19 protein-coding genes, 1 pseudogene and 1 riboswitch are annotated in these 23,928 nt (G+C 39.1%); of the genes and pseudogenes, 14 read left to right on the forward strand and 6 right to left on the reverse strand.

What is annotated here, in order from left to right:
- Positions 1 to 20: 20 nt before the first annotated feature.
- Positions 21 to 953: a cytochrome aa3 quinol oxidase subunit II gene (qoxA, locus tag AC3G7N_RS16300; protein WP_489423228.1), complete on the reverse strand. Its 933-nt coding sequence runs from the start codon at positions 951 to 953 to the stop codon at positions 21 to 23.
- A gap of 240 nt (positions 954 to 1,193) precedes the next feature.
- On the opposite strand from qoxA, the gene AC3G7N_RS16305 reads away from it, so the two are divergent.
- Positions 1,194 to 1,895, forward strand: coding sequence for a class I SAM-dependent methyltransferase (locus AC3G7N_RS16305; RefSeq protein ID WP_489423229.1), 702 nt, complete (start codon positions 1,194 to 1,196; stop codon positions 1,893 to 1,895).
- Between the two features lie 31 nt (positions 1,896 to 1,926).
- Here the strand turns inward: AC3G7N_RS16305 and AC3G7N_RS16310 are convergent, their stop codons facing one another.
- The gene (locus tag AC3G7N_RS16310; protein ID WP_489423230.1) at positions 1,927 to 2,763 is read right to left on the reverse strand and encodes a DUF2268 domain-containing putative Zn-dependent protease; all 837 of its coding nucleotides are present in this window, start codon (positions 2,761 to 2,763) and stop codon (positions 1,927 to 1,929) included.
- Positions 2,764 to 2,958: 195 nt separating this feature from the next.
- Here AC3G7N_RS16310 and AC3G7N_RS16315 point away from each other — a divergent pair, with 195 nt between their 5' ends.
- Positions 2,959 to 3,219, forward strand: a complete 261-nt coding sequence (locus tag AC3G7N_RS16315; protein ID WP_489423231.1) for a hypothetical protein — start codon at positions 2,959 to 2,961, stop codon at positions 3,217 to 3,219.
- A 304-nt stretch (positions 3,220 to 3,523) separates the two neighbouring features.
- On the opposite strand, the gene AC3G7N_RS16320 is transcribed toward AC3G7N_RS16315, so the two are convergent.
- Entirely contained in the window at positions 3,524 to 4,552 is a 1,029-nt protein-coding gene (locus tag AC3G7N_RS16320; RefSeq protein ID WP_489423232.1) for an ABC transporter substrate-binding protein, read from the reverse strand.
- Positions 4,553 to 4,636: 84 nt separating this feature from the next.
- Positions 4,637 to 5,125 (reverse strand): ABC transporter substrate-binding protein, encoded by a 489-nt coding sequence (locus AC3G7N_RS16325; protein WP_489423233.1) that lies wholly within the window; start codon positions 5,123 to 5,125, stop codon positions 4,637 to 4,639.
- Positions 5,126 to 5,349: 224 nt separating this feature from the next.
- Between AC3G7N_RS16325 and AC3G7N_RS16330 the strand changes: the two genes are divergently transcribed.
- The 5 genes from AC3G7N_RS16330 (at position 5,350) to AC3G7N_RS16350 (ending at position 11,424) form a co-directional block, all read left to right on the forward strand.
- Positions 5,350 to 6,714 (forward strand): sigma-54 interaction domain-containing protein, encoded by a 1,365-nt coding sequence (locus AC3G7N_RS16330; RefSeq protein ID WP_489423234.1) that lies wholly within the window; start codon positions 5,350 to 5,352, stop codon positions 6,712 to 6,714.
- A gap of 279 nt (positions 6,715 to 6,993) precedes the next feature.
- On the forward strand, positions 6,994 to 7,770 hold the full coding sequence (locus AC3G7N_RS16335) for a 3-hydroxybutyrate dehydrogenase (RefSeq protein ID WP_489423235.1): 777 nt from the start codon (positions 6,994 to 6,996) through the stop codon (positions 7,768 to 7,770).
- A gap of 64 nt (positions 7,771 to 7,834) precedes the next feature.
- Entirely contained in the window at positions 7,835 to 9,118 is a 1,284-nt protein-coding gene (locus tag AC3G7N_RS16340) for a GntP family permease (RefSeq protein ID WP_489423236.1), read from the forward strand.
- 72 nt (positions 9,119 to 9,190) lie between these two features.
- Positions 9,191 to 9,283: riboswitch (SAM riboswitch) on the forward strand.
- Positions 9,284 to 9,464: 181 nt separating this feature from the next.
- Positions 9,465 to 10,013 (forward strand): NADPH-dependent FMN reductase, encoded by a 549-nt coding sequence (gene ssuE, locus AC3G7N_RS16345; RefSeq protein ID WP_489423237.1) that lies wholly within the window; start codon positions 9,465 to 9,467, stop codon positions 10,011 to 10,013.
- A 34-nt stretch (positions 10,014 to 10,047) separates the two neighbouring features.
- Complete coding sequence (locus AC3G7N_RS16350; protein ID WP_489423238.1) at positions 10,048 to 11,424, forward strand: LLM class flavin-dependent oxidoreductase; 1,377 nt, start codon at positions 10,048 to 10,050, stop codon at positions 11,422 to 11,424.
- Between the two features lie 145 nt (positions 11,425 to 11,569).
- Here the strand turns inward: AC3G7N_RS16350 and gltC are convergent, their stop codons facing one another.
- Positions 11,570 to 12,472 (reverse strand): glutamate biosynthesis transcriptional regulator GltC, encoded by a 903-nt coding sequence (gene gltC, locus AC3G7N_RS16355; RefSeq protein WP_489423239.1) that lies wholly within the window; start codon positions 12,470 to 12,472, stop codon positions 11,570 to 11,572.
- A gap of 124 nt (positions 12,473 to 12,596) precedes the next feature.
- Here gltC and gltB point away from each other — a divergent pair, with 124 nt between their 5' ends.
- Together gltB and gltD are read left to right on the forward strand one after the other, a co-directional pair.
- A complete protein-coding gene (gene gltB / locus AC3G7N_RS16360) occupies positions 12,597 to 17,156 on the forward strand; it encodes a glutamate synthase large subunit (protein WP_489423240.1) in 4,560 nt (1,519 codons plus the stop codon).
- Positions 17,157 to 17,177: 21 nt separating this feature from the next.
- Positions 17,178 to 18,674, forward strand: a complete 1,497-nt coding sequence (gene gltD / locus AC3G7N_RS16365) for a glutamate synthase small subunit (protein ID WP_489423241.1) — start codon at positions 17,178 to 17,180, stop codon at positions 18,672 to 18,674.
- 143 nt (positions 18,675 to 18,817) lie between these two features.
- Here gltD and AC3G7N_RS16370 read toward each other — a convergent pair.
- Positions 18,818 to 18,922: pseudogene (locus AC3G7N_RS16370) on the reverse strand (MBL fold metallo-hydrolase); the annotation flags it as partial.
- Between the two features lie 170 nt (positions 18,923 to 19,092).
- On the opposite strand from AC3G7N_RS16370, the gene AC3G7N_RS16375 reads away from it, so the two are divergent.
- From AC3G7N_RS16375 to AC3G7N_RS16395, 5 genes are all read left to right on the forward strand, one after another.
- The gene (locus tag AC3G7N_RS16375; protein WP_489423242.1) at positions 19,093 to 19,509 is read left to right on the forward strand and encodes a TetR/AcrR family transcriptional regulator; all 417 of its coding nucleotides are present in this window, start codon (positions 19,093 to 19,095) and stop codon (positions 19,507 to 19,509) included.
- Between the two features lie 514 nt (positions 19,510 to 20,023).
- Complete coding sequence (locus tag AC3G7N_RS16380) at positions 20,024 to 20,539, forward strand: helix-turn-helix transcriptional regulator (RefSeq protein WP_489423243.1); 516 nt, start codon at positions 20,024 to 20,026, stop codon at positions 20,537 to 20,539.
- A 59-nt stretch (positions 20,540 to 20,598) separates the two neighbouring features.
- Positions 20,599 to 20,973: a RidA family protein gene (locus AC3G7N_RS16385; RefSeq protein WP_489423244.1), complete on the forward strand. Its 375-nt coding sequence runs from the start codon at positions 20,599 to 20,601 to the stop codon at positions 20,971 to 20,973.
- A 74-nt stretch (positions 20,974 to 21,047) separates the two neighbouring features.
- Positions 21,048 to 22,151: a threonine synthase gene (locus AC3G7N_RS16390; RefSeq protein ID WP_489423246.1), complete on the forward strand. Its 1,104-nt coding sequence runs from the start codon at positions 21,048 to 21,050 to the stop codon at positions 22,149 to 22,151.
- 44 nt (positions 22,152 to 22,195) lie between these two features.
- A complete protein-coding gene (locus AC3G7N_RS16395; protein WP_489423245.1) occupies positions 22,196 to 23,191 on the forward strand; it encodes a type II asparaginase in 996 nt (331 codons plus the stop codon).
- The last annotated feature ends 737 nt before the right edge of the window (positions 23,192 to 23,928 follow it).

Genomic DNA, 23,928 nt, shown 5'->3' on the forward strand with positions numbered 1-23,928 from the left:
CGTTCACCTACTTTCCTTTACTAGTCTTCGTTTTTATGTTGGCTGTCATTTTCTAAATGTAACACCTCTTCGTACGTATCACCGTAACGTTTAATGAAATAATCCATGCCTTCTTTTGTTCCGTGATTAACCCACTGCAAGTGAGTTGATGAAAATGTCATTGTTTCTACTATCCCAGGCTCCAATATCGTATTGTATTTATCCTGAGTCAACTTGGGTGCATTCGCTTGTTTTGTATGTACCCAGTCATTAAAGTCGTTTTCATTTTCAGCATATACCTGAAAAGTGTGCTTAGCAAAACCTTCACCATTGAAGTTTGAGTTTCGGCCATCAAATACCCCGGTCTCATCTGCTTGCAGGTACAGTATATTTTGCATACCGGCCATATTGTACTTTTGTCCACCGAGTGCAGGAATCCAAAGTGCCGCCATAGAGCCTGTTGAGGATAATCTAAATTCGATGGCACGATCGGTCGGAATGTGCAAATAATTGACCGTTTCAATGCCTTGCTCTGGATAACTAAAGAACCATTTCCAATTGGCTGATGTCGCATAAACGACGAGTGGTTCTTTTTCACTAGATGATTCTGGTGGATCTTCCAAATCAAAAAGCGTTGTAACAGTAGGGAAGGACAAAGCAGTAACAATCAGAATCGGAATAATGATCCAGATTGCTTCAATGATGTTGTTACCATGCAAATTCGGCTTATAGCTATTTTCCTTTCGATTGGGATGGTCGCGGTATTTTACCAGAATAATTGCAAATGCAACAAACACAACTACTGTAATCCCAGCCATGTAGTAAAGGGAATACACAATAAGATCTTTCTGGCTTTGTGCAACTGGACCTTTCGGGTCGAATACAGTTAATTCGCCACAGCCACTTAACAAGAAAACCATGCAAAGTAGTATCAGGCTAAGCCATTTTGTCCGATGGATTTTTTTACGGTTCATGAGGAAACACTCCCACTGAATATAGTTAACATATAGTTACGTATTAATGGTCTTTTGTGGATAGTATAACAAATGGAAGAAGGAATCGAATAGTTATAAGCGGCTTCCCATCAAAAGTTCGCTATTTTGTCGGAATTCTGCTACAAAATGTTCGATGATTAGCTTGTTTGTACGGCTCACCATTATCACATCTTCACATACGTTAGCAATAGATAAAAATTCAATGTATGGAGGAATATAATGAGTAATTCCTATCTAGACTTGTTAGCTTATTTTGGAATTGGTGGGGCGCATCCGGGTGGAAGTGAGTTAACAAAAAAGCTAGTAAGCAATGAGAATATCCAATCTGACCATTATGTTTTAGATATTGGCTGTGGGACAGGGCAGACAGCAGAATTCTTAACTCAAACCTATGGTTGTAAAGTTGCAGCCGTAGACAATCATCCCATTATTATTGAAAAAGCAAGACAAAGGTTTACGAAAGGAATGGAACTTGTGGAGGTCATAGAAGGGGACGCACAGGACTTATCATTTAGTCAAAATACGTTTGACTTTGTTCTAGCAGAATCCGTTATCACCTTTAGTCATATCGACAAGACATTATCAGAGTTATTTAGGGTATTAAAACCAAATGGATCCATGCTTATAATAGAAATGACAGCTGAAAGACCTCTTTCTGCAGCAGCACAAAAAGAGGTAAGCAGCCTCTATGGGATAGATGAAGTGTTATGTGAAGAGCAGTGGGAAGAGAAGATCCATCGTGCTGGTTTCACTAATGTTGTAACCATCGATACACCAAAAGAGCTAACCCAAACAGAAATTACGGACATGAACCCATCCGAATATATTTCTGAACAACTATATGATTTATGGGATCAGCACACATCAATTCTGGAACAATCCACTGTTCCTCTTGGTTATCGCGTATTCCGTTGTTGGTGAGATGAAGGGGCAGGTTAAAAGGGAAACAGGATTATTCAGATGGAAACTTTGATTCCGCTATCATTTCTTCGGAAGGTATCGTTAGTAGATTAGTATTGTTGATGTTTTCATGTAGTTTGCAAAATGAATCGACAATCTGAAATCCTATGGTATACCCAATCCACTTTGGAAGCGTCTCATTTCCATCACCATACAAAAAGGCGTGGTGCTGATTGGTTCCTTTCATATGTAAATTGGGAACAAAGGCTTTTTTCCAGATAGGCAAAACATCGTCATACGTGTACAGATGTGTCCACGGCGCTAACCATTTGTCACCATACAATGCTTGAACAGCACACTCCCCCAGCCCTTCCAAAACAAGCGAATCTTTTAATGGTAAGTCATCTATCTTCTCGTTTAAAAAGCTTAATCTGCAAGCATGATTATACTCATGAGCTAAAAGGGCTTTTACTTCTTCCGTTCCTACATGTGGAGACAAAAATAAAAATAATGCTTCATTGAATGTTGCTCCATTTTTACGAGTGAAACTATTTATGGTCGGTAGTTGAGCCTGCTTTATCGGAAATATAATGATAGGAAAATCCGGCCCATTCCATTTCTTCCTTAAATAGTTGTATTCTAGTTCCACAACTTCCCATATCTTAGACGCTAACATTTTATGAATGGAAGGAATGATAGTAGTTTGTTCATCAGGTTCAAATAGCCCATAGTTTACTAATATATAATGTATTTCCTCTATATTCATCCAGGGAAATAAGCTTTTCAGCGGGCTGCATAATACCTCACAATGAACAGCATAGGAATCCTTAGAGTCTTTGGATTTTCTTGTGTATTCACGTAACCATGGGCGTGAGTCGATAAGTGGCAAGCTATTTACCTCCTTTTTTTGCGTGCTTTCTTTATGTATATGTGTAATGGTAAATGTGTAGTAGCAAAAGAATGGAACCTCCTCTTCAGTAACTTTTGTAGAACATGTGTAGTCGTCCATGCAAATTACAATTTGTTTCATAGTCTAATAGTACATAATAATTTTATGTAAATCTGACGAAAAAGGAGGAGACATATGACTCAATCGCATATGTATGACCTTTGTTGCAGGTACAAAGGAAAAAATGTACGAATAGCTTGTAAGGATGGCAGGACTCATGTGGGACATATTACTAGAGTCGATAGAGGGAATGTTTGGATTCGCCCTAGAGGGAACCATGGAGGATGTTACGGTTACGGATTCTTTGGTGGATACGGTGGTTATGGTGGTAACGGATACTCCGTTGCTCTCGGTGCTATTGCCGGGATTGCTTTAGCATCTGCCTTTTTCTGGTAATAATAAAATGGTTTGCCAATGAATGAAGAGGAGTTTTTTTTACTTGAAAAAAGGAACCTCATTTTCAGCTTGGATCATATAGAAAAAGGGTGACGAGAATTTCTCATCACCCTTTTTACTAAGCAAGGAAAGTATAAGTTTTGGCGTTATATATCTGGCTCCAGCGCCTAGACACGACAAGCATAAGCAGTTCGCTTCCGTGCGAGCAAAGCACCCACACTGCACCGGTCTGCTTATGCTTGTCGTGTCTTTCAAGGCGCCCTGAGCTTTTCTTGTTCTATTATGTCGGGGTGACGAAGTTCTTTTAGTCACGTGACCAATGCTCACTCGTAACACTTGTTTCAGCGAATTCCAGAGTGGTTCGGTAAGGCTTAAAGTCAACCTCCTTATTGACCGCGTAGAGACTTTCTGGGGAAACAAGGAATAGCGCAAGTACTTCATTATAGACATAGCGGTCAATATCTTCCGCTGCTCTTAAAATTTGTTCACGCTCCGTTTGAAGGGTCATTCTCGTATACAGACGACTAAACTCAGGTTGAATTACACCCGCACGAAGAGCACCATCTTTTCCGAAAAATTCACGATGGAAAAAAGCGGGTGTCCCTTCTAAAAATAGTGCACTTGCTGATGCGATCAGGATATCCCAGTTTGGAACAAGTTTCTTTTCGGCCAAAATTTTCATCCATTCCAGGCGTTGATTATCAGGTATGACGAACACGTTAACCTCAATATTCAATGCGGTCTTCAAATCATCCGCAATGAGGTAGGTCATTTTTTTATAGTCAGTTGTTGTTGCTAATACGAGTGGTCTTCCTTTTGGCCAAAATGTTTCATGAAAGAGTCTTCCAGCTTCCTCAGGTGCATGCGGAATGGCTTTCAGTCCTTCAGGGAAGTCAAAAGCCCATGGCGGTGTTAAGGCAGGAACAATATCTGCGCAGCCGTTAAACCCTTCAGAAACCAATTTCACGCGATCTACCGCGAGATTGATTGCCAGTCGTAACTGCCTATTTTCGAAATCAACATCTATATTAAAACGGTTAAAGACACCTGCAATAACTTCGTTTCCTTTTACGTTAACTAAATCAGCAAAGGAAGATGATTTAACCCGATCTATCTGGCTTGGCGGAACATTTGTTACAATGTCAACTTCGCCTACAGTAGACAGGCATAGATCAAGTGCTTTTTGCTTAGTAAGATCGTTTCGAAAAACAACACGTTCAAGTCGTGGCACGCGTCCGGTATTCCAATAATTTCGGAATGCGTCAAGAACAACCCTCGGCGTGCGAAGTTCATGCTTTTTTAACCATGTAGATGTAAGTGGAGCTCTTTCCATTATCGCAATCTCATTGACAATGGATGAGTATCCTTCAGCTAATTTGAATGGTCCCGTGCCCCACGGGCCAGGTGCGTCGAGTACTCACCAATGTCCCTCGCCACTGCCTTGGGTAATATAGCCAAACCCAAGTTTATTAAAAAATAAAGTGTTCGCCATATGCACGGCACGTAATTTCGCCTTTGCTAAGCCAGAAGGATACGGAAAGTGAAAACGTACCGTATAGTCATCCACTGTTTCTAGTTGTGTTGCTTCGGGCAGGTTCAGCCAGGTGCCTGGGGGATGGGGGGCTGCCCATTGATGCAGTTGGTTGAAGCTGTTCTGGACAGTCCGTGCTGTAAAAGGTTCACCATCTTGGAATACAACCCCTTTTTGCAACGGTAGTTCAAGTGTAAGGTCATTCACCCATTTTGCTTCTTTAGCAAGGTTCGGAATAATGCGCCCGAGCGGATCTGCTCTAACTAACTCTTCCATGGAATTAGAAAGCACATATAACCAATTAAGTGGCGATGGATCAAAAACGTAAATCATTCCTTTAGGTGCTGATTGACTTGCATTTTTATTAGGATTCATTTGTACCCTCCTTTGCACTATTAGATTATATGCGAAGGTTCATTTTTTATAGCAGGAAACATAGCGTTTTTTCGGCTAATGATTGCAGTTGGTTGTCATTCATTCTATAGTCAATAATAGGGAGATTCTGTTGAACAGGGGATTGTAGATATCAGCGAAATTTGAAATAATAGTAATTAATAAACGAAAGAAATAGTTGGCTTTTAAAAACGGGGGATGTTCATATGCAGTCACTAAAAGGTATTTACGGAGAAGAAATTTTTGAAGCGCTCTTTGAGAATGCCTACCATTGTTTTGTTGTTGTGGACGAGCAAGGATTGATTACTTATATCAATAATACGTATTGTCAGTTTCTAGAAGTTGATAAAACAAAAGTAATCGGAATGCATGTCACAGATGTTATTGAAAACTCCAGGATGCATATAGTTGCTCAATCGGGTGAAGAAGAAATCGCTGACCTTCAATATATACGTGGTAACCATATGATTGCAAATAGAATTCCAGTCCGTTCAGGTGGAAAGGTTGTGGGAGCGGTTGGAACCGTTCTTTTTCGAGATACAAAGGAATGGATGAAAATGAACAGTCATATAAAAGACCTTTTATCAGAGCTCGAACATTACCGTAACCAATTGAAAAATAATCAGGGAGCTACATATTCCCTCCATGATATAGTTGGTAGCTCTCCGCAAATGAATGATCTTAAAAATAAAGTTAAAAAAGTCTCTCCTGGGGATGTCTCCATCTTATTAACAGGAGAAAGTGGAACAGGGAAAGAGTTGTTTGCACACAGTATCCATCACTTGAGTGAGCGCAATTCCAAACCTTTTATTAAAGTTAACTGTGCAGCTATACCTGAACATCTGTTAGAATCTGAACTGTTTGGTTATAAGGATGGTGCTTTTACAGGGGCGAAAAAGGGTGGTAAGTTAGGTAAGTTTCAACTGGCGGATGGTGGCACGCTGTTTTTAGATGAAATTGGTGACATGCTATTAAGTGCCCAAGTAAAGATTTTAAGAGTTTTACAAGAGGGGGAGATTGAGGCAGTTGGAGCGGTTGAATCCCAGAAACTAGATGTGAGAATTATAGCTGCGACAAACCAGACATTGGAAAAACTGGTAGAAAAGCAACTCTTTAGAGAAGACTTGTTTTATCGCATTAATGTCGTGCAAATAAACATTCCGCCACTTAGGAATCGAACAGAAGATTTGCGCGTGTTATCTAAGTATATTCTTCATAAGGTGACAATCCGTACAGGAAAAAGAGTCATTGATTTTGACGCAAATGTAATGGATCGTTTCATGCAATACCGATGGCCAGGGAATATAAGAGAATTAGAAAACGTGATCGAATCCGCAGTTCATTTGACCAACACCGAGACTATTATGGTTGAAGACTTACCAGATCGTATCCAGCCAAATTCTTATTTACTGAAACAGAATGGTAGTCTAAAAGACATTATGGAAGTAACAGAAAAACAGGCTATTGAAAGAGCTTTAAAGAAAGTAAACGGTGACAAATTGAAAGCAACTAAAATGTTAGGAATAGGGAAATCGAACATGTATGAGAAAATAAAAAAATATGGATTGTAAAATTTTCCGAATTCCCGGAAAGGCTTTCCGTTATTCTGGAATATTTTATTTTTTCAGGTTTAAGTAAGGGCTTACATTATTGTCAAACTAAACCAAAATCCCATTTTCCGTAAAATCGGAAAATGGGATTTTTCACGTTAAGTTGAACAGCGTTAGTAGCACGTTTTTTATCGTTTAAAAGTTGGCATACATATTGCATGTATAAGTGTGAGGGTAATTAATAATTTCGGGTTCTTGTTCAGCACGGAATCCTTATAAAAAAGTAGGAGGGTTTTCACTATGGTAGCGGAAAAGGTTGTTTTAATCACGGGAGCTGCAAGTGGTATTGGCTACGAAATTGGCGTTGAATTTGTTAAAGATGGAGCTAAAGTAGTTTTTTCTGATATTGACGAAAAGAAAGTAAAGGATGTCACTGACAAATTAAACCAGGAAGGTTATACCTGTTTCGGGATGGGGTGTGATGTAACAAAAGAAAAAGATCTTATGACTGCTATTGATACGACAGTTGAACGATACGGTAGAATCGATGTACTTATTAACAATGCAGGATTACAGCACGTAGCTTCGATTGATGATTTTTCAACGGAAAAGTTCGAGTTTATTACAAAAGTGATGCTAGTGGGTCCATTCATGGCAACAAAACATGTATTTCCAATTATGAAAAAGCAAGGGTTTGGTCGAATCATTAATATGTCATCTATTAATGGCCTAATTGGGTTTGCCGGAAAAGCGGCTTATAACAGCTCCAAACATGGTGTAATTGGATTAACAAAAGTGGCTGCATTAGAAGGGGCGGAAGATGGGATTACGGTTAACGCTATTTGCCCAGGTTATGTGGATACTCCTCTCGTTCGAAATCAGCTGGAGGATTTAGCCAAAAATCGTAACATTTCGTTAGAAAAAGTGCTTGAGGAAGTAATTTATCCATTGGTTCCGCAAAAGCGCTTATTGTCAGTTCAGGAAATTGCGGATTATACGATGTTCCTAGCTAGTGATAAGGCAGGGGGAGTGACAGGGCAAGCAGTGGTCATCGACGGAGGATACACAGCCCAATAATCACCGTTTTCTACGAGAATAATAGTAAGCATTCATATTTTCATTTTAATCATGGAGGGATTTTATGTTTGGAATAATACTTGGTCTTATTGTATTAATGGCACTGGCCTACCTAGGATGGTCGATAATATGGGTAGCACCTATTGCTGCAGGGGTAGTTGCACTAACAGGGGGACTTGATTTACTAGATGCATATAAAGACACCTATATGAGTGGATTTGTATCGTTTGCAAAAGATTGGTTTCCTGTTTTCATGCTTGGTGCAGTTTTTGGAAAATTAATGGAAGACACTGGAATGGCAAAATCAGTTGCTGTTGCATTAACAAAAATCATCGGTACCAAGAGAGCAATTTTGGGTGTATTAGTTTCTGCAGCCGTGTTAACCTACGGCGGAGTAAGTTTATTCGTAGTGGTATTTGCCGTTTATCCACTTTCATTATCATTGTTTCGTGAGGCCAATATAAGTAGAAAATTAATACCAGCAACAGTTGCACTAGGTGCGTTCACCTTCACAATGACAGCAATACCTGGGACACCACAAATTCAAAATTTAATTCCCATGGAGTATTTTAATACAACTGCAACAGCAGCTCCTATTATGGGAATAATCGCTGGATTAATCATGGCGGTGGGTGGATATTTGTATCTCCGGTGGCGTGAGAAAAGATTGACAGCAAACGGAGAAACGTACACAGAGCCAAAGGATAATAAAATTATTGATGTTGAAGGAAAAACACCTTCCTTTCTACTATCTTTGTTACCACTTCTAGCGGTACTTATTACGTTGAATGTATTTAAGTGGGATATTGTGACCTCTCTGATTTCGGGAATTGTGTTAATTATGCTACTAAACCTGCACAAATTTAAAGGCTTTGTAAAAGCTATTAATAGTGGAGCAGTTGGTTCAGTTACAGCAATTATTAATACAAGTGCCGCTGTAGGATTCGGTACTGTTGTCAAAGCTGTACCTGGATTTGATAAGCTTACGGAAGTCTTACTCGGAGTGAAAGGTAATCCTTTAATTTCTGAAGCGATTGCTGTCAATGTGCTAGCTGGTGCAACTGGCTCGGCTTCAGGCGGTTTAGGGATAGCATTGGAAGCTCTTGGGGATAAGTATTATAAAATTGCCCAAAATACTGGAATCGATCCAGAACATCTTCACCGGGTTGCTTCCCTATCATCTGGTGGATTAGATGCACTTCCGCATAATGGAGCGGTGCTAACACTGTTTGCGATAACTGGTATGACACATAAAGATAGTTATAAAGATATATTTGTTGTTGCTGTATTAATTCCAGTAATTTCAGTGGTAGTAGTTATTTTATTAGCTGCTTTAGGAGTTTTTTAATAAATTTTGGAAATATTAAATTCCTACTTGATTTATCGGATTAATTGCAATACACTATATATTAATTAAATATTCTTATCAAGAGAAGCCGAGGGAATGGCCCTGTGAAGCTTCAGCAACCTCTGACAAATGTCAGAAAGGTGCTAATTCCTTGGGAGATAAGAGCGGATATTCTAAAAGTATCAAGTTAAAGCCCTCTTTTCTCATTAAAAGAAAAGGGGGCTTTTTTACTGTACTCTGCTTATGCTTGTCGTGTCTTTCCAGGCACCCTGAGCTTTTCTTAATTGGGAATAAAACAGGCCAGTTGCCTCCGCTTTTTTATTTATAAATAGAAAGGATGATCGTTGTGAGTGAAATTGTAATTATATCGGGAAGTCCTTCTGAATTTTCACGGTCAGATCAAGTACTGAAATATTTAGGAACGTTACTTAAAAAGGAACACTTTTCCGTGACTCATATTTCTGTAAAAGATGTGCCATATGAAGATTTATTTCTCGGGAAATATGACAGCCCAGCAATTAAAGATATCGCTACATTAATCCAAGACGCTAAAGGTGTTATTGTTGGATCTCCAGTATATAAAGGCGCTTATTCAGGAGTACTAAAAACATTACTCGATGTCTTGCCGCAGGATGTACTACAACATACGCCAGTACTTCCACTAATGACGGGTGGAAGTATGTCCCATCTGCTGGCAATTGAGTATACATTGAAGCCTGTATTAGCAACATTAAAGGGGCACAATTTAAAAGGACTTTATCTACTTGACAGTCAAATTGATAAACAGAAAGAAACCCCCATTATCGATGACGGTGTTTTAGAACGCACGAAAAAGCAACTCTATTATTTTACTGACCTAGTAAACAGTCAAAGTGTGGTAGTTCCATCAGTCTGATAGCTAAAGATAATCAAGGAGGAGTTACTAATATATGACAAAAAAGAGAATTTACTTGAATGCATTTGATATGAACTGTGCTGGTCATCAATCGCCTGGTTTATGGACTCATCCGGATGATGAATCACACCGTTATAAGGATAGCGAGTACTGGATAGAACTTGCCAAACTTTTGGAAAAAGGCCGTTTTGATGCTGTATTTATTGCAGACGTGTTAGGTATGTATGATGTATATGATGGATCACGGGATGCAGCTGTTCGCCAAGGGGCGCAGTCTCCGGTCAATGACCCGTTATTAGTTGTTCCGTTAATGTCCGCAGTAACGAAACATCTCGGGTTTGGCGTTACAGCTTCTGTCACGCATGAACATCCATATCCATTTGCCCGCCGGATGACGACGCTTGACCATTTAACAAATGGACGAGTGGGGTGGAATATTGTTACTTCTTATTTAAAAAGCGCGTCAGTAAACATCGGACTTAATGATCAATTAAAACATGATGAACGTTATGATTTAGCGGCTGAATATTTGGATGTCTGCTACAAGCTTTGGGAAGAAAGCTGGGAAGACGGTGCTGTTCAGTTAGATAAAGAAAAGGGGATTTATACCGACCCAGACAAAGTTCATGATATAAAACATGAAGGAACGTATTTTAAAGTTCCTGGCGCCCATCTGAGCGAACCATCAACTCAACGGACACCTGTTATTTATCAGGCAGGAGCATCCACGAAAGGGCGTGCATTTGCAGCGAAAAATGCGGAATGTGTTTTTATTGGTGCTCCAACAGTTGCTACTGCTAAAGATACCGTTACACGATTACGGGCTGATATCGAAAAAGCGGGAAGGTCACGAGATGAAGTGAAAATTCTTACAATGTTTGTACCAATCGTTGGCAGAACCGAAGAAGAAGCCAAAGCAAAGTATAATGATTATAAGAAACATATTAGCACGGAGGGCGCGCTCGCTCTATTTGGAGGCTGGACTGGTGTCGACTTATCCGGCTATACCCAAGATCAGGTTATAAGTTATATAGAAAATGACTCGATCCGATCAGCACTTGAAAATTTCACTAATATTTTTCCTGATAAACCATCGACTGTAAAGGATATTATAAACGCTATAGGTATTGGCGGCATGGGGGCTTCATCCGTCGGAACACCTGAACAAATTGCCGATACAATGGAAGAATGGGTAAATGAAGGCGGAGTTGATGGATTCAATATTGCGTATGCCATTACACCCGACACATTTAAGGATTTCATCGAACTTGTTGTACCAATTTTACAGGAAAGGGGCGTGGTTCGAAAAGAATATGAGGGAAGTTCTCTCAGGGATAATCTGTTTGGACGTGGAAATCAATTGCCAGAACATCATCCTGGCAAACAGACGAATGGTTTGGTTGTGAGATAAGGTTTATAAAAAGTGACAGCTTTATAAGTGACCAGTTTAACCGATTATCTATTGTGTTATCAATTTATGGCGCGCCATAATTTACAGCGGTAGCAATGCCTGTTATGGCGTGTGTATTGAATTTTTGTAAAAATAAACTTCCAATTTACTGAAACCCCTGTAACCTTGAGAAAAACTTTTTCACAAACGCATAAAATATCTTTTCAGAAGGTGCTAGATTTTTTTCTTTCTGTTTAATAACTCCTACAGTCCTTCTAACTTCGGGAATTTTAATGGGAATTTTAACGGTCATCCTTGGTGTTGACTCATGAAATGTACTCTCTGGTAAGAGTGTTACGCCAATTCCAGCGGACACAAGACCTTTAATAGCGTCTAAATCTTCTCCCTCAGATGAAACTTTTGGTACGAATCCCACCTGTTTACATGCATCTATGATTACTTTTTCCAGTACATAACCTTTAGGAAAGCTAACAAATTCATCGTTTTTCAAGTCAGTAAGATAGAGGCTTTCCCTTCCAGCCAAAGGATGATTTAGTGGCAGTAAAGCTAAAACATTTTCTGTAAATAATATATGGCTATCGATTTCTGGGTCATCCTTAGGGACAGGGCCAAGAAAAGCCACATCGATTTCGTCCTTTTTTACGGAATCAATCAAAAATTTATAAGAACCCTGCCGTAAATGAAACGCAACATTTGGGTATTCATCCTTAAAAGCAGAGATGACACTTGGCAGTAGGTGACTTGATAAACTTGATGGAAAGCCAATTTTAATTGTCCCGCGTTCAGGGTCTAAGTATTCATCGATTTGTTTTTTGGCGTTATCTATCGCCTTCATCGCAATCTTCGTATGCGTATAAAACGTCTTTCCTATTTGAGATAGTTTGATATTCCTGCCTTCACGGTCAAATAAGGTGACTCCAAGCTCTCCCTCTAAATTAGCGATTTGCCTGCTTACTGCCGATTGGGCAACATGTAAGTTTATTGCTGCTTCGGACATGTGTTCCCGCTCTGCGACTTCCATAAAATAGCGTAGTTGACGTAGTTCCATTTCCTATCCCCCCATTCATATCAAAAACAGATTGTTTTAATCTAAATTATATATTGTTTAGATTAATTTGAAAACCTATAATTGAAATAAGACCATAAACGGAATGAGAACGGGGGTATTAATGATGAGTTATAATAAAATACCAAAAGCTCAAGGCCTTTACCGCCCTGAATTTGAACATGATGCATGTGGAATCGGCTTGTATGCACACATGAATGGGGTCCCGACGCATGACATTGTAAAAAAAGGACTCCACATGCTTTGCCAACTAGACCATCGCGGGGGACATGGAAGTGATCCCTTGACAGGAGATGGGGCAGGATTAATGGTTCAAATTCCAGATCATTTTTTCAGGAAAGATTGTCCGGAAATGAACTTGCCTGAAAAAGGGCGCTACGGTGTTGGGATGATTTTTTTCTCGAATGACGATGATAATCGGGAAGAGGCGGAAGCTCAAATTAATACTTTTATAAACCAAGAAGGGCAATCAGTGCTTGGTTGGAGAACTGTACCAACAAATGTCGGAAAAATCGGAAATAAGGCAAAAGAAAGTTGTCCATTAATCCGCCAAGTATTTATTGGTGCAGACCCAACTATAAACGAAAATGCAGAATTTGAACGGAAATTATACATCATTCGTAAGCAAGCAGAAAAAGTAGCTTTAGAACGCGCGGAGCGTTTTTATTTTACTAGTCTTTCAAGCCAAACCATTGTCTATAAAGGGTTATTAACACCGGAACAATTAGATACTTTCTATGTTGACTTACAAGACCCGGATTTTGTATCTGCTTTTTCAATGGTACATTCTCGCTTTAGTACAAATACATTTCCAAGCTGGGAAAGAGCTCACCCGAATCGCTATTTGATGCATAATGGGGAAATCAATACATTAAGAGGTAATGTTAACTGGATGAAGGCACGTGAGGAACAGTTTGTCTCGGATGCCTTCGGTGATGATTTGGAAAAAGTCCTTCCGATTCTGGATGCGGATGGAAGTGATTCATCCATATTGGATAACGCGTTAGAATTTCTTGTATTAGCCGGCAGAAAACCAGCTCATGCTGCTATGATGCTGATCCCAGAGCCATGGGTTAATAATCCACATATGTCCAGAGAAAAGAAAGCTTTCTACGAGTATCATAGTTCATTAATGGAGCCTTGGGATGGACCAACGACTATTTCATTTACGGATGGTAAACAAATTGGGGCAATCTTGGATAGGAATGGGTTGCGGCCGGCAAGGTACTATGTGACAAAAGATGATTATCTAATCTTTTCATCAGAGGTGGGTGTCATCGATGTTGAAGAGGACAATGTCTTGTATAAAGACCGTTTGAGCCCTGGAAAAATGCTCTTGCTCGATCTAGAAGAAGGGCGGATTATTTCGGATGACGAAATTAAAACGGAAATGTCTGAAGCGGAGCCTTATCGCAAATGGTTAGATGAGCAACTGATTAAACTTACGAATAAAGTGGAGACGCTTGATGAAATGCCGTTTGACAATTTGGTGACAAGACAAAAAGCGTTTGGTTATACGTATGAAGATATTCAAAAATATTTGATTCCTTTAGTGGCAGATGAGAAGGATCCAATTGGGGCCATGGGTAATGATGTGCCACTAGCGGTATTATCTGATCATCCACAATCATTATTTTCTTATTTCAAGCAATTATTTGCACAGGTTACGAATCCGCCAATCGATGCATATCGTGAACAACTCGTTACGTCAACTATGAGTTTATTGGGACCTGAAGGGGATATTTTACATCCAAGCGAAGTGAATTGTCGTAGACTCCAAGTAGACACACCCGTGTTGTCTAATCGTCAGCTTCGATTATTAAAGGCGGATAGCTATCCAGGATTTACTAGTAAGACGATAGACACGTTATTTTACGGGGATCTGGAAAGTACGCTTGAGCAGATTTGTAAAGATGTTGATAAGGCAATCGAAGAAGGTATTAGCATGCTTATTCTCACGGATCGTAACATGGACGCGCAAGCTGTAGCGATTCCATCACTGCTTGCAGTAAGTGCATTGCACCAGCACCTTGTCTCGCGTGGTACCCGTACGAAAGTGAGTATCATTGCTGAAACTGGTGAGGCGAGAGAGGTTCATCATTTCGCAGCCTTGATTGGTTATGGTGCAAATGCGATCAATCCGTATCTTGCATACGCAACATTGAGTCAAACAATCAATGAAAACAACTTAAATTACAGCTATCACGATGCGGTGAGCAAATACATTCGTGGGATTACCGAAGGCGTTGTAAAAGTAATGTCCAAAATGGGGATTTCCACCATTCAAAGTTACCGCGGCGCACAAATTTTTGAAGCAGTGGGCATCAGTAAGACTGTCATCGATTGTTATTTTACAGGGACTGCTTCCCAACTCAGTGGAATTGAATTAGATACGATTGCTGATGAAGCGGCAAATCGTCATAAAAGTGCCTATGCAGATCATATCGACAGTACCCTGGATTCTGGAAGTGATTTTCAATGGAGAAAAACGGGCGAGCATCATGCATTTAATCCAAAAACTATTCACACCCTGCAATGGGCTTGTCGAAGAGGCGATTATAATCTTTTCAAGCAGTACTCAATAGCGGCAAATGAAGAGAGAATTAACTTTTTACGGAATTTGTTTACGTTTAAGAAAACGAATCCTGTACCAATAGAAGAAGTGGAACCTGCCGACACAATCGTGAAACGGTTTAAAACAGGGGCTATGTCATTTGGTTCATTAAGTCAGGAAGCCCATGAATCATTAGCTATCGCGATGAACAGGATCGGTGGTAAAAGTAATAGTGGTGAAGGTGGAGAGGATCCGAAGCGGTTTACGGTAGATGAAAATGGTGACTCGCCTAGAAGTGCTATCAAACAAATCGCTTCTGGACGCTTCGGTGTGAAAAGCCATTATCTAGTTAACGCTGATGAACTGCAAATTAAAATGGCCCAAGGAGCAAAACCTGGTGAAGGTGGGCAATTGCCAGGCAAAAAGGTGTATCCATGGGTAGCGAATGTACGTGGATCTACTCCTGGCGTTGGTCTGATATCGCCTCCTCCGCATCATGACATTTATTCCATTGAGGATATGGCACAACTGATCCATGACTTGAAAAATGCCAATCGCGATGCTCGCATCAGTGTAAAACTTGTTGCAAAAGCAGGGATTGGGACGATTGCTTCTGGTGTTGCAAAAGGTAAGGCAGATGTCATTTCTGTTAGTGGATATGACGGTGGTACTGGTGCTTCACCAAAAACAAGCATTAAGCATACAGGACTTCCTTGGGAGCTAGGGCTGGCTGAAACACATCAATCCTTGATGTTAAATGGACTTCGAGATCGCGTTGTATTAGAGACGGATGGCAAGCTGATGACTGGAAAAGATGTGGTTATGGCCGCATTACTCGGTGCAGAAGAGTATGGGTTTGCGACAGCACCACTTGTTGTTCTTGGCTGTGTCATGATGAGAGTATGCCATGTGGATACGTGTCCAGTAGGCATTGCCACCCAAAACCCGGAACTAAGGAAAAAATTCATGGGTGATCCTGATCATGTTGTTAATTTTATGCACTATATTGCCGAGGAAGTTAGAGAAAGTATGGCAGAGTTAGGTTTTACGACCATGGAGGAAATGATTGGACGGACGGATGTGTTAGATGTAAGTGATCGAGCTAAAGCACATTGGAAAGCAAAGTATTTAGATTTGTCCCCATTGCTTTACCAAGTAGATGGATCAAGAACCTGTCAAACAAGCCAAAACCATCACCTTGATGAGTCATTAGATTTAGGTGAAATTCTTCCTGCAGTAATGCCTGCTATCGAGCAGAAGGAACAAGTAGACCTCTCGTATCCTATCAGAAATACAAATCGTGTGGTAGGAACAATAGTAGGTAGTGAGATATCTAAACGCTATGGTGAAGAAGGCTTACCAGAAGACACGATTACGCTACGATTTACAGGGTCTGCAGGGCAAAGCTTTGGTGCCTATACTCCAAGGGGCATGTCGCTATGGCTAACTGGTGATGCGAATGATTATGTTGGAAAAGGGTTATCTGGCGGAAAAATGGTTGTCTCTTCCCCAACAGAAGCAAAGCATTATGAATCCAGTAACGTCATCATCGGAAACGTGGCATTTTATGGTGCTACTAGCGGCGAAGCATATATAAATGGATATGCAGGTGAACGTTTTGCTGTTCGAAATAGCGGTGCAAACGTTGTGGTTGAAGGAATCGGAGACCATGGATGTGAATATATGACCGGCGGACGTGTCGTCATTTTAGGTGAAGTTGGTAAGAACTTTGCAGCCGGAATGTCAGGTGGTAATGCCTACATTCTTGCGGAGGATCTAGCAGATTTCAAACAGTTATGTAATAAAGAACTGATTGAATTTGAACCACTCATGGACCGTTATGAGATAGAGCAAGTAAAACAAATGGTCGAAAACCATGTTCGGAACACAGAAAGTTTTAAAGGGGCATACGTCCTAAATAACTGGGATGATAGTGTGAAAAAGTTCGTGAAAGTTACCCCGATAGATTATAAATTAATGCTTGAAAGAATTCAAGGCTACAAGAATGGTGGTTTAACAGATGAAGAAGCAGCAATGAGTGCTTTTCAATCTAAAGATCAAAAGAAATCCATTGATATAGAACCAGAAAAACCCGAGGTAGTAACATTATAGGGAAGAAAGGAGAGCTAAAGTTTGGGAAAAACAACAGGATTTATCGATTATCAACGCGAAGAGTCTAAAGAACGGAATCCCCTCTCACGACTTAATGACTGGAAAGAATACGATACTCCTTTCTCTGATGATGTATTAAGCAGACAAGGCTCGCGGTGTATGGACTGCGGTACTCCTTTTTGCCAAATGGGTGATGAAATTAATGGTACTACTACTGGATGTCCGATTTATAATTTAATTCCTGAGTGGAATGACTTAGCATATCGGGGACAATGGAAAGAAGCATTGAAGCGGCTGTTAAAAACGAACAATTTTCCAGAATTCACTGGAAGAGTATGTCCAGCCCCATGTGAAGGATCCTGTACAGTCGCTATTTCTGATCCCGCAGTCGCAATTAAAAGCATTGAGCGGGCGATCATTGATAAAGGATTTGAAAACGGTTGGATGACACCGCGGATCCCGCAAAAAAGAACAGGTCAATCAGTTGCTGTTATAGGATCTGGCCCAGCGGGATTAGCCAGTTCTGACCAATTGAACCAAGCAGGTCATACTGTAACAGTCTATGAACGTGCAGATCGTGCGGGCGGATTATTAATGTATGGCATTCCAAATATGAAACTAGAAAAAGATGTTGTCGAGCGAAGAATTAGATTACTAGAGCAAGAAGGCATTAATTTTGTGCTAAACACCGAAATAGGAAAAGACATATCATCTGAGGAATTAAAAGATAAGCATGATGCAGTTATCCTATGTACGGGCGCCCAAAATCAACGAGACTTGATTATTGAAGGAAGGGAAGCAAAGGGAATTCATTTTGCCATGGATTATCTAACGGCTTCCACAAAAAATTTACTAGGTTCTGAATTGGAAGAGAACGAATTCATTGATGCCAAGGGAAAAGATGTGATCGTCATTGGCGGAGGGGATACAGGTGCGGATTGTATCGCAACAGCGCTTCGTCACGATTGCAATAGTGTAGTTCAATTTGGTAAACATCCAAAACTTCCACTAGCTAGAACGGAAAGCAATATGTGGCCTGAATACCCGAATCTATTTACGGTTGAGTATGCACACAAGGAAGCAACAGCCAAATTTGGTGAGGATCCACGTAATTACTCGATCCAGACGAAACAGTTTATTTCAGATGATAATGGGGATTTAAAAGAGCTTCATACCGTTGAAATGGAAAAAGTGAAAGATGAAGAAGGTAAGTTTGTTTTTCATGAAATTCCAGGTACGGAAAAAGTTTGGCCAGCGCAACTTGTGTTCATCGCAATTGGGTTTGAAGGCCCTGAACCACAATTACTGCAACAGGTTGGGGTGAATACAAATAACCGTAATGTTGAGGCAAAGTACGGTGAATTTGCTACAAACGTCGAAAAGGTTTTTGCGGCTGGTGATGCAAGACGTGGGCAAAGTTTAATCGTGTGGGCCATAAACGAGGGCCGTGAAGTAGCTCGCAAAGTTGATCATTATTTAATGGGAAGTACGGTGTTACCATCTTATTTAGAAGTATAGAACATAATTAGTGACCCTCTCCTTGGTGAAGGAGTAGGGTTATTTTTTTGACTTGAGAAATAAGTGATGTCAGATACAATATTTACCCCAGTCGCTTTGAGGCAGTAGCAATACTTTTTAAAGAAAAGGGCAAGATTGTGGTGCGAATCCAAAAATGCCATCATTCCTGGCGTGTGACCGGGTGAGTGAATAGCGAACAGAGAACCTATTTGATCTCCATCTCTAAGTAAAGTATCCGGTCTTGTCTTAGTCTGGCAACATGGAACAAAAAAGTTGCTATAAAATCTGCAGAATATCTGTTAGAGTGTAATCCTTCGATTCTAGCAGTCGGCCACGGAAATTTAATTTTTGACCCAGGAAAGAATATGAAGCAAGCGATAGAACATGCGAAAAAATCATTGAGGGAGTTTTAGGTGAAATGACAGCACGCCCAAGGCTTAATCAAGAAATTATAATAAATAAAGCATTGGAAATAGCTGATCAAAAGGGAATTGAAGCTGTAACGATGGCTACTTTAGCAAAAGAACTGACTATAAAATCCCCTTCTTTATATAATCATACTGAAGGTTTAAAAGAGGTGAAACAAATGATGGCAGTTAAAGCATTAAACTTTATTTACAAACATATAAAAGAAGCTACCCTTAATAAAGCAGAAGGAGCGGAAACCATTCGAGCGTTTGGACATGCTTATATTGAATTTGCCCAGCAACATCCAGGGATATATGGAGCTCCATTATCTGCTCCATACCCCTTCTCTCAAAACTTCCAAAATGATGGAGAAACGGTTATGGGTTTGATAAGGGAAGAAGTCTTATCTGTCTACCACTTGAGTTAAAAACAATTAATCAATACGGTCAGAGGACTAAGAAGTTTATTACATGGATTAGTGGATTTAAAAAGAAAAGGCGAATTTAACCTTCAAGTGAACCTTGAAGAATCGCAAGAATTTGTCCTTGAGGTTTTCATAAAAGGGTTAAACACTTAACAAAAAATATTGAGTGAATGGTGATGTTAACAGATTGATTAAACGTCAAGACCATATTTAGTTATTCCGAAAGGGCGCAATTGCTTAATAAGTAATTGCCCCAATATTGAATATAAGGGCCATATTGCTAGTAAAGAAAAATGAAGTTTGTGAAGAAACGTACTTAAACGCAGTAGTTTAGAGTTAAAGAAAGCCTATCTAATCATTCATTTTTAGGTGATTTGCTAATCCTTAAGATGAATTTTTAAAAATTATATAAAAAAATATATAATTGAATGGAATTTAAAAAATGAGGTAGTTAGACATAGAAGAAATTAAGAAAGTATTAGAGAGTTTTATCCCTATAGCAAAATCTACTGCAAAAATGTTTGGACCAAACTGTGAAGTCGTTATTCATGATTTGACGAACCCGAAAAGCTCTGTAATGTTTACAGTAAATAACCATGTTACAGGAAGAGAAATCGGTCAATCATTTGATCACCTAGTGAAGACAGTATTACAATCAGAAGATTTTAAAGAAGATTATCTTGCAGGTTATACATTTGTAACAGAAGATAAGCGTACTATTCGTTCTTCGACTTCATTAATACGTGATTCCAAGCAAAAAATGATTGGCGCATTCTGTATAAATTTTGATGTTGAAGCACTGAATCAAATGCAACAATTTATGAATACTTTTCTTTCTACACAAGTTGAAGTTCAAGAGAATGAAACAAAATCAGATGATGCTATTGAAAATGTTGAAGGAATAGTGAATCAATTGATTCAACAAATCATCCAAAACAGTGTTCATCCAGTCATGAAACGCCATGAAAAGATTGAATTAATAAAATTCATGGACGAAAAAAAGGATCCGTTGAGAAGGTCGCATCTTTGTTAGGCATTTCCAAAGTAGTTATTTGGATGAAATCAAAAATAAATCAAGTTAAGGAGACTCAAATGAAAAGCATCTTTGAAGTAGGAAGTTTAAAATCAAATGGACACTATGCATTAGCAACAGTTCATCAGAACACGGTCTATGTATCAGGGCAATTTGCCATTAATCCAGAAACCTGTGAAAAGAAATTTGGCACCATCGAAGAAGAAACATTACAAGCACTTAAGAATGTGGAAATGATTGTAGAAGCAGCCGGAAGTAAAAAGGAGCAGATTTTGCGTATGACATTATATATTCCGGATGTGAAACTATGGGATAAAGTAGATGCTGTTTATAAGGAATTTTTAGGTGAACATAAACCAGTTCGTACCGTTGTACCAACTAATGCATTACATTTTGGATTCAAAATTGAAATTGATGCCATTGCATATATTTAGGTATATTTTTTTTACCTGTTTTGTATAAAAAAATCTAGTTCATATAAAAAATTATTCGAAAGGATTGATAAATGGTGAAACAATTTATTTGTAACAGTTGTGGCCAAAAGCATGATATTACACCAACTCTATGGAAATGTGAATGTGGTGGAGTATTAAACATAGTAAAAGATACGCCAAAAGTTGATATTGCAGCTTGGAATAACTATCCAAACTCATTATGGCGTTATTTTGAAACTATGCCTTTCGCAAAAGATTCTAAGACATGGGAATCGGTGACAATGGGTGAAGGTCAATCACCTTTAATCGTTCTAGATCCTATGGAGCCAAATACGTATGTAAAAGTTGATTATATGATGCCTACATTATCCTTTAAAGATCGAGGAGCCGTTGTTTTGATGACAAAGGCAAAAGAATTAGGGGTATCAAAAGTAATTGCTGATAGTAGTGGTAATGCAGGAACGGCGATTGCAGCTTATGCAGCACGTTGTAATATTGCCTGTGATATATATCTAAGTGATGAGACTTCACCGAAAAAGATCGCTCAAATAAAAGCCCATGGAGCAACGATTAAAGCGATTCATGGTACACGAGAGGCCATTTCAACTGCTGCACAAAAAGCAGTAGACAAAGAAAAAGTTTTTTACGCAAGTCATGTGTATAATCCTTATTTTTATGAAGGAACGAAAACATATGGCTTTGAAATTTATGAACAATTAAATGGTGGACCTGATGCTTTAATTATTCCGGTTGGAAATGGTACGCTTCTCCTAGGTGCGTACTATGGTTTTAAAGAGTTATTTGAAAATGGATTAATTGATAAAATACCGAAAATCGTTGCCATTCAATCGGAGAACTGTGCGCCTCTTGTGAAAGCTTACCAAACCGGGGAGGAATCAGCACAACCTGTTACGAATAGAGGTACATTAGCGGAGGGGATAGCTATTGCTGCACCAGCGCGTTCCAAACAAATTTTAGAAGCTGTACGTAATACCAATGGTACGTTTATTGATATTGAAGAAGATGAGATTCTGAGTGCACGAGCTAAACTTAGTGAGAAAGGATTTTATGTGGAAGTGACATCAGCAGTAAACTATGCTGGCTACATCAAGTATAAAAAGGCACCAGAAGAAAAAATAATCATACCTCTTTGTGGTGCAGGTATTAAATCAAAATAAACTTAGGAAGGTCAGCTAGGTGAAAAAGATGTAGGAGAGGTAACATGGGAAACAAACCAACGATAAAAATTATTGCAACTGGTGGAACAATTGCAGGGGCTGGAGCTTCAAGTACAATGACTACGGGCTATCAACCTGGTGCTTTGTCTATTGATGAATTATTAAAAGAAGTTCCAGATTTAGCAAATGTTGCGAATATAAAGGTTGAACAGTTGTTTAATATTGATAGTGTGGATATGACAACAGAACGACTATTGGCGTTAAGTAACTATATAAATGAAACTTTGTTACATGAAGAAGTAGATGGTGTTGTGATCACACATGGTACAGATACACTGGAAGAAACCGCCTATTTTTTACATTTAGTGATTAAAAGCCATAAACCAGTCGTAATTGTTGGAGCAGTCAGACCAGCAACAGCGATTAGTGCAGAAGGCCCGTTAAATATCTATAATGGTGTGAAAGTTGCCTGTGATAAAAAATCACATGGAAAAGGTGTGCTTGTTGTTCTCAATGATCGAATTGGCTCCGCACGTTTTATGACAAAAATGAATACAACAATGGTAGATTCGTTTAAAGCCCTGGAACAAGGTTACATTGGCTCAATTGTTGGAGGAGAGGTTTACTATTTTTATAAAGATATTACCTATCGCCACACTATCGAAACAGCCTTTGACGTAAAGTTAATCAATGAGTTTCCTAAGGTTTCGATTATATATGCGCATCAAGGGGACGAACGGTATTTATATGACGCGGCGGTACAAGCAGGTACAAAAGGAATTGTTGTAGCTACGACTGGAGGCTATACTATTTCTCAACAAGCAGAGGCTGGAATTCATGATGCGTTAAGCAAGGGGGTTATCGTCATACGGTCATCTCGACTCAATACGGGAATTGTTATCCGTACTGATATGGATAATCAACACGGATATATCGTAGCTGAATCATTAAATCCTTTAAAAGCAAGGATTCTTCTTATGCTAGCATTAAGCTTAACAAATGATAAAAATGAGATTCAACAGTATTTTCATATATACTAAATTTTTTGAGTGTTCCTTAGAAGAATGAAAAATAGAATAGATTTTTCATGATTTTTTGTTGGAAAAGATAGATTTTCAATAGCAATATAATGATTGAGAAGGTGAAATATGAATAAATTATATTTTCTCCTTTGGTTACAGGAATTCGCCTTTTTTAAAAGAAAAAGTGTTTTCATACAAACTAATTCGTCATTATGGGATGTATTCTAGGAAAAATAAAAACTTAAGCAAAAAACCTTTAGCTGCATGGCAACAGGGAACTAGACGATATCCCTATAATCTATCTCGAGAAGAAAATCAGAATTACAATGAATTAATTTGTAAGTATCTAAATCAAGCAGGATTAGAAGTAAAAAAAGTGTAGGAAATCATTCGCTTTTTTTAGATTACTAATTTTAAACTTAGAAGTCGATACTTACCTTTATTCCATTATACGAACGGGCGCAATTGTGGAGAATCACAGCCAAAAAATGATCAAACTTCATTTTAAAGCAACACAAGGTTACATTACATACATGTAAACGATGTGAGAAACATTGATATTCCAATAATTCTCACATTGGAGTTAAGATAACCGCATTTTCTTGACGTTATCCCTATATTGTAAATTCGGTTGTAGAAGGTGGGTATTGATCATACCTTTCCAATTAGTGCAAAAAGTGATCTTTCCGTATTAAATTTCCGTTAGCTAAGTAACAACTAATACGGGAGATGGAAATAATGAGAAAAACGTTTTC

It is taken from the genome of Virgibacillus carmonensis (genome assembly GCF_057836705.1).

Bases quoted from the DNA above. Each gene is read 5' to 3' on its own strand.
- qoxA (WP_489423228.1), bottom strand. From the start codon at position 953: ATGAACCGTAAAAAAATCCATCGGACAAAATGGCTTAGCCTGATACTA.
- AC3G7N_RS16305 (WP_489423229.1), top strand. From the start codon at position 1,194: ATGAGTAATTCCTATCTAGACTTGTTAGCTTATTTTGGAATTGGTGGG.
- AC3G7N_RS16315 (WP_489423231.1), top strand. From the start codon at position 2,959: ATGACTCAATCGCATATGTATGACCTTTGTTGCAGGTACAAAGGAAAA.
- AC3G7N_RS16320 (WP_489423232.1), bottom strand. From the start codon at position 4,552: ATGGAAAGAGCTCCACTTACATCTACATGGTTAAAAAAGCATGAACTT.
- AC3G7N_RS16325 (WP_489423233.1), bottom strand. From the start codon at position 5,125: ATGAATCCTAATAAAAATGCAAGTCAATCAGCACCTAAAGGAATGATT.
- AC3G7N_RS16330 (WP_489423234.1), top strand. From the start codon at position 5,350: ATGCAGTCACTAAAAGGTATTTACGGAGAAGAAATTTTTGAAGCGCTC.
- AC3G7N_RS16335 (WP_489423235.1), top strand. From the start codon at position 6,994: ATGGTAGCGGAAAAGGTTGTTTTAATCACGGGAGCTGCAAGTGGTATT.
- AC3G7N_RS16340 (WP_489423236.1), top strand. From the start codon at position 7,835: ATGTTTGGAATAATACTTGGTCTTATTGTATTAATGGCACTGGCCTAC.
- AC3G7N_RS16350 (WP_489423238.1), top strand. From the start codon at position 10,048: ATGACAAAAAAGAGAATTTACTTGAATGCATTTGATATGAACTGTGCT.
- gltC (WP_489423239.1), bottom strand. From the start codon at position 12,472: ATGGAACTACGTCAACTACGCTATTTTATGGAAGTCGCAGAGCGGGAA.
- gltB (WP_489423240.1), top strand. From the start codon at position 12,597: ATGAGTTATAATAAAATACCAAAAGCTCAAGGCCTTTACCGCCCTGAA.
- AC3G7N_RS16375 (WP_489423242.1), top strand. From the start codon at position 19,093: ATGACAGCACGCCCAAGGCTTAATCAAGAAATTATAATAAATAAAGCA.
- AC3G7N_RS16380 (WP_489423243.1), top strand. From the start codon at position 20,024: ATGTTTGGACCAAACTGTGAAGTCGTTATTCATGATTTGACGAACCCG.
- AC3G7N_RS16385 (WP_489423244.1), top strand. From the start codon at position 20,599: ATGAAAAGCATCTTTGAAGTAGGAAGTTTAAAATCAAATGGACACTAT.
- AC3G7N_RS16395 (WP_489423245.1), top strand. From the start codon at position 22,196: ATGGGAAACAAACCAACGATAAAAATTATTGCAACTGGTGGAACAATT.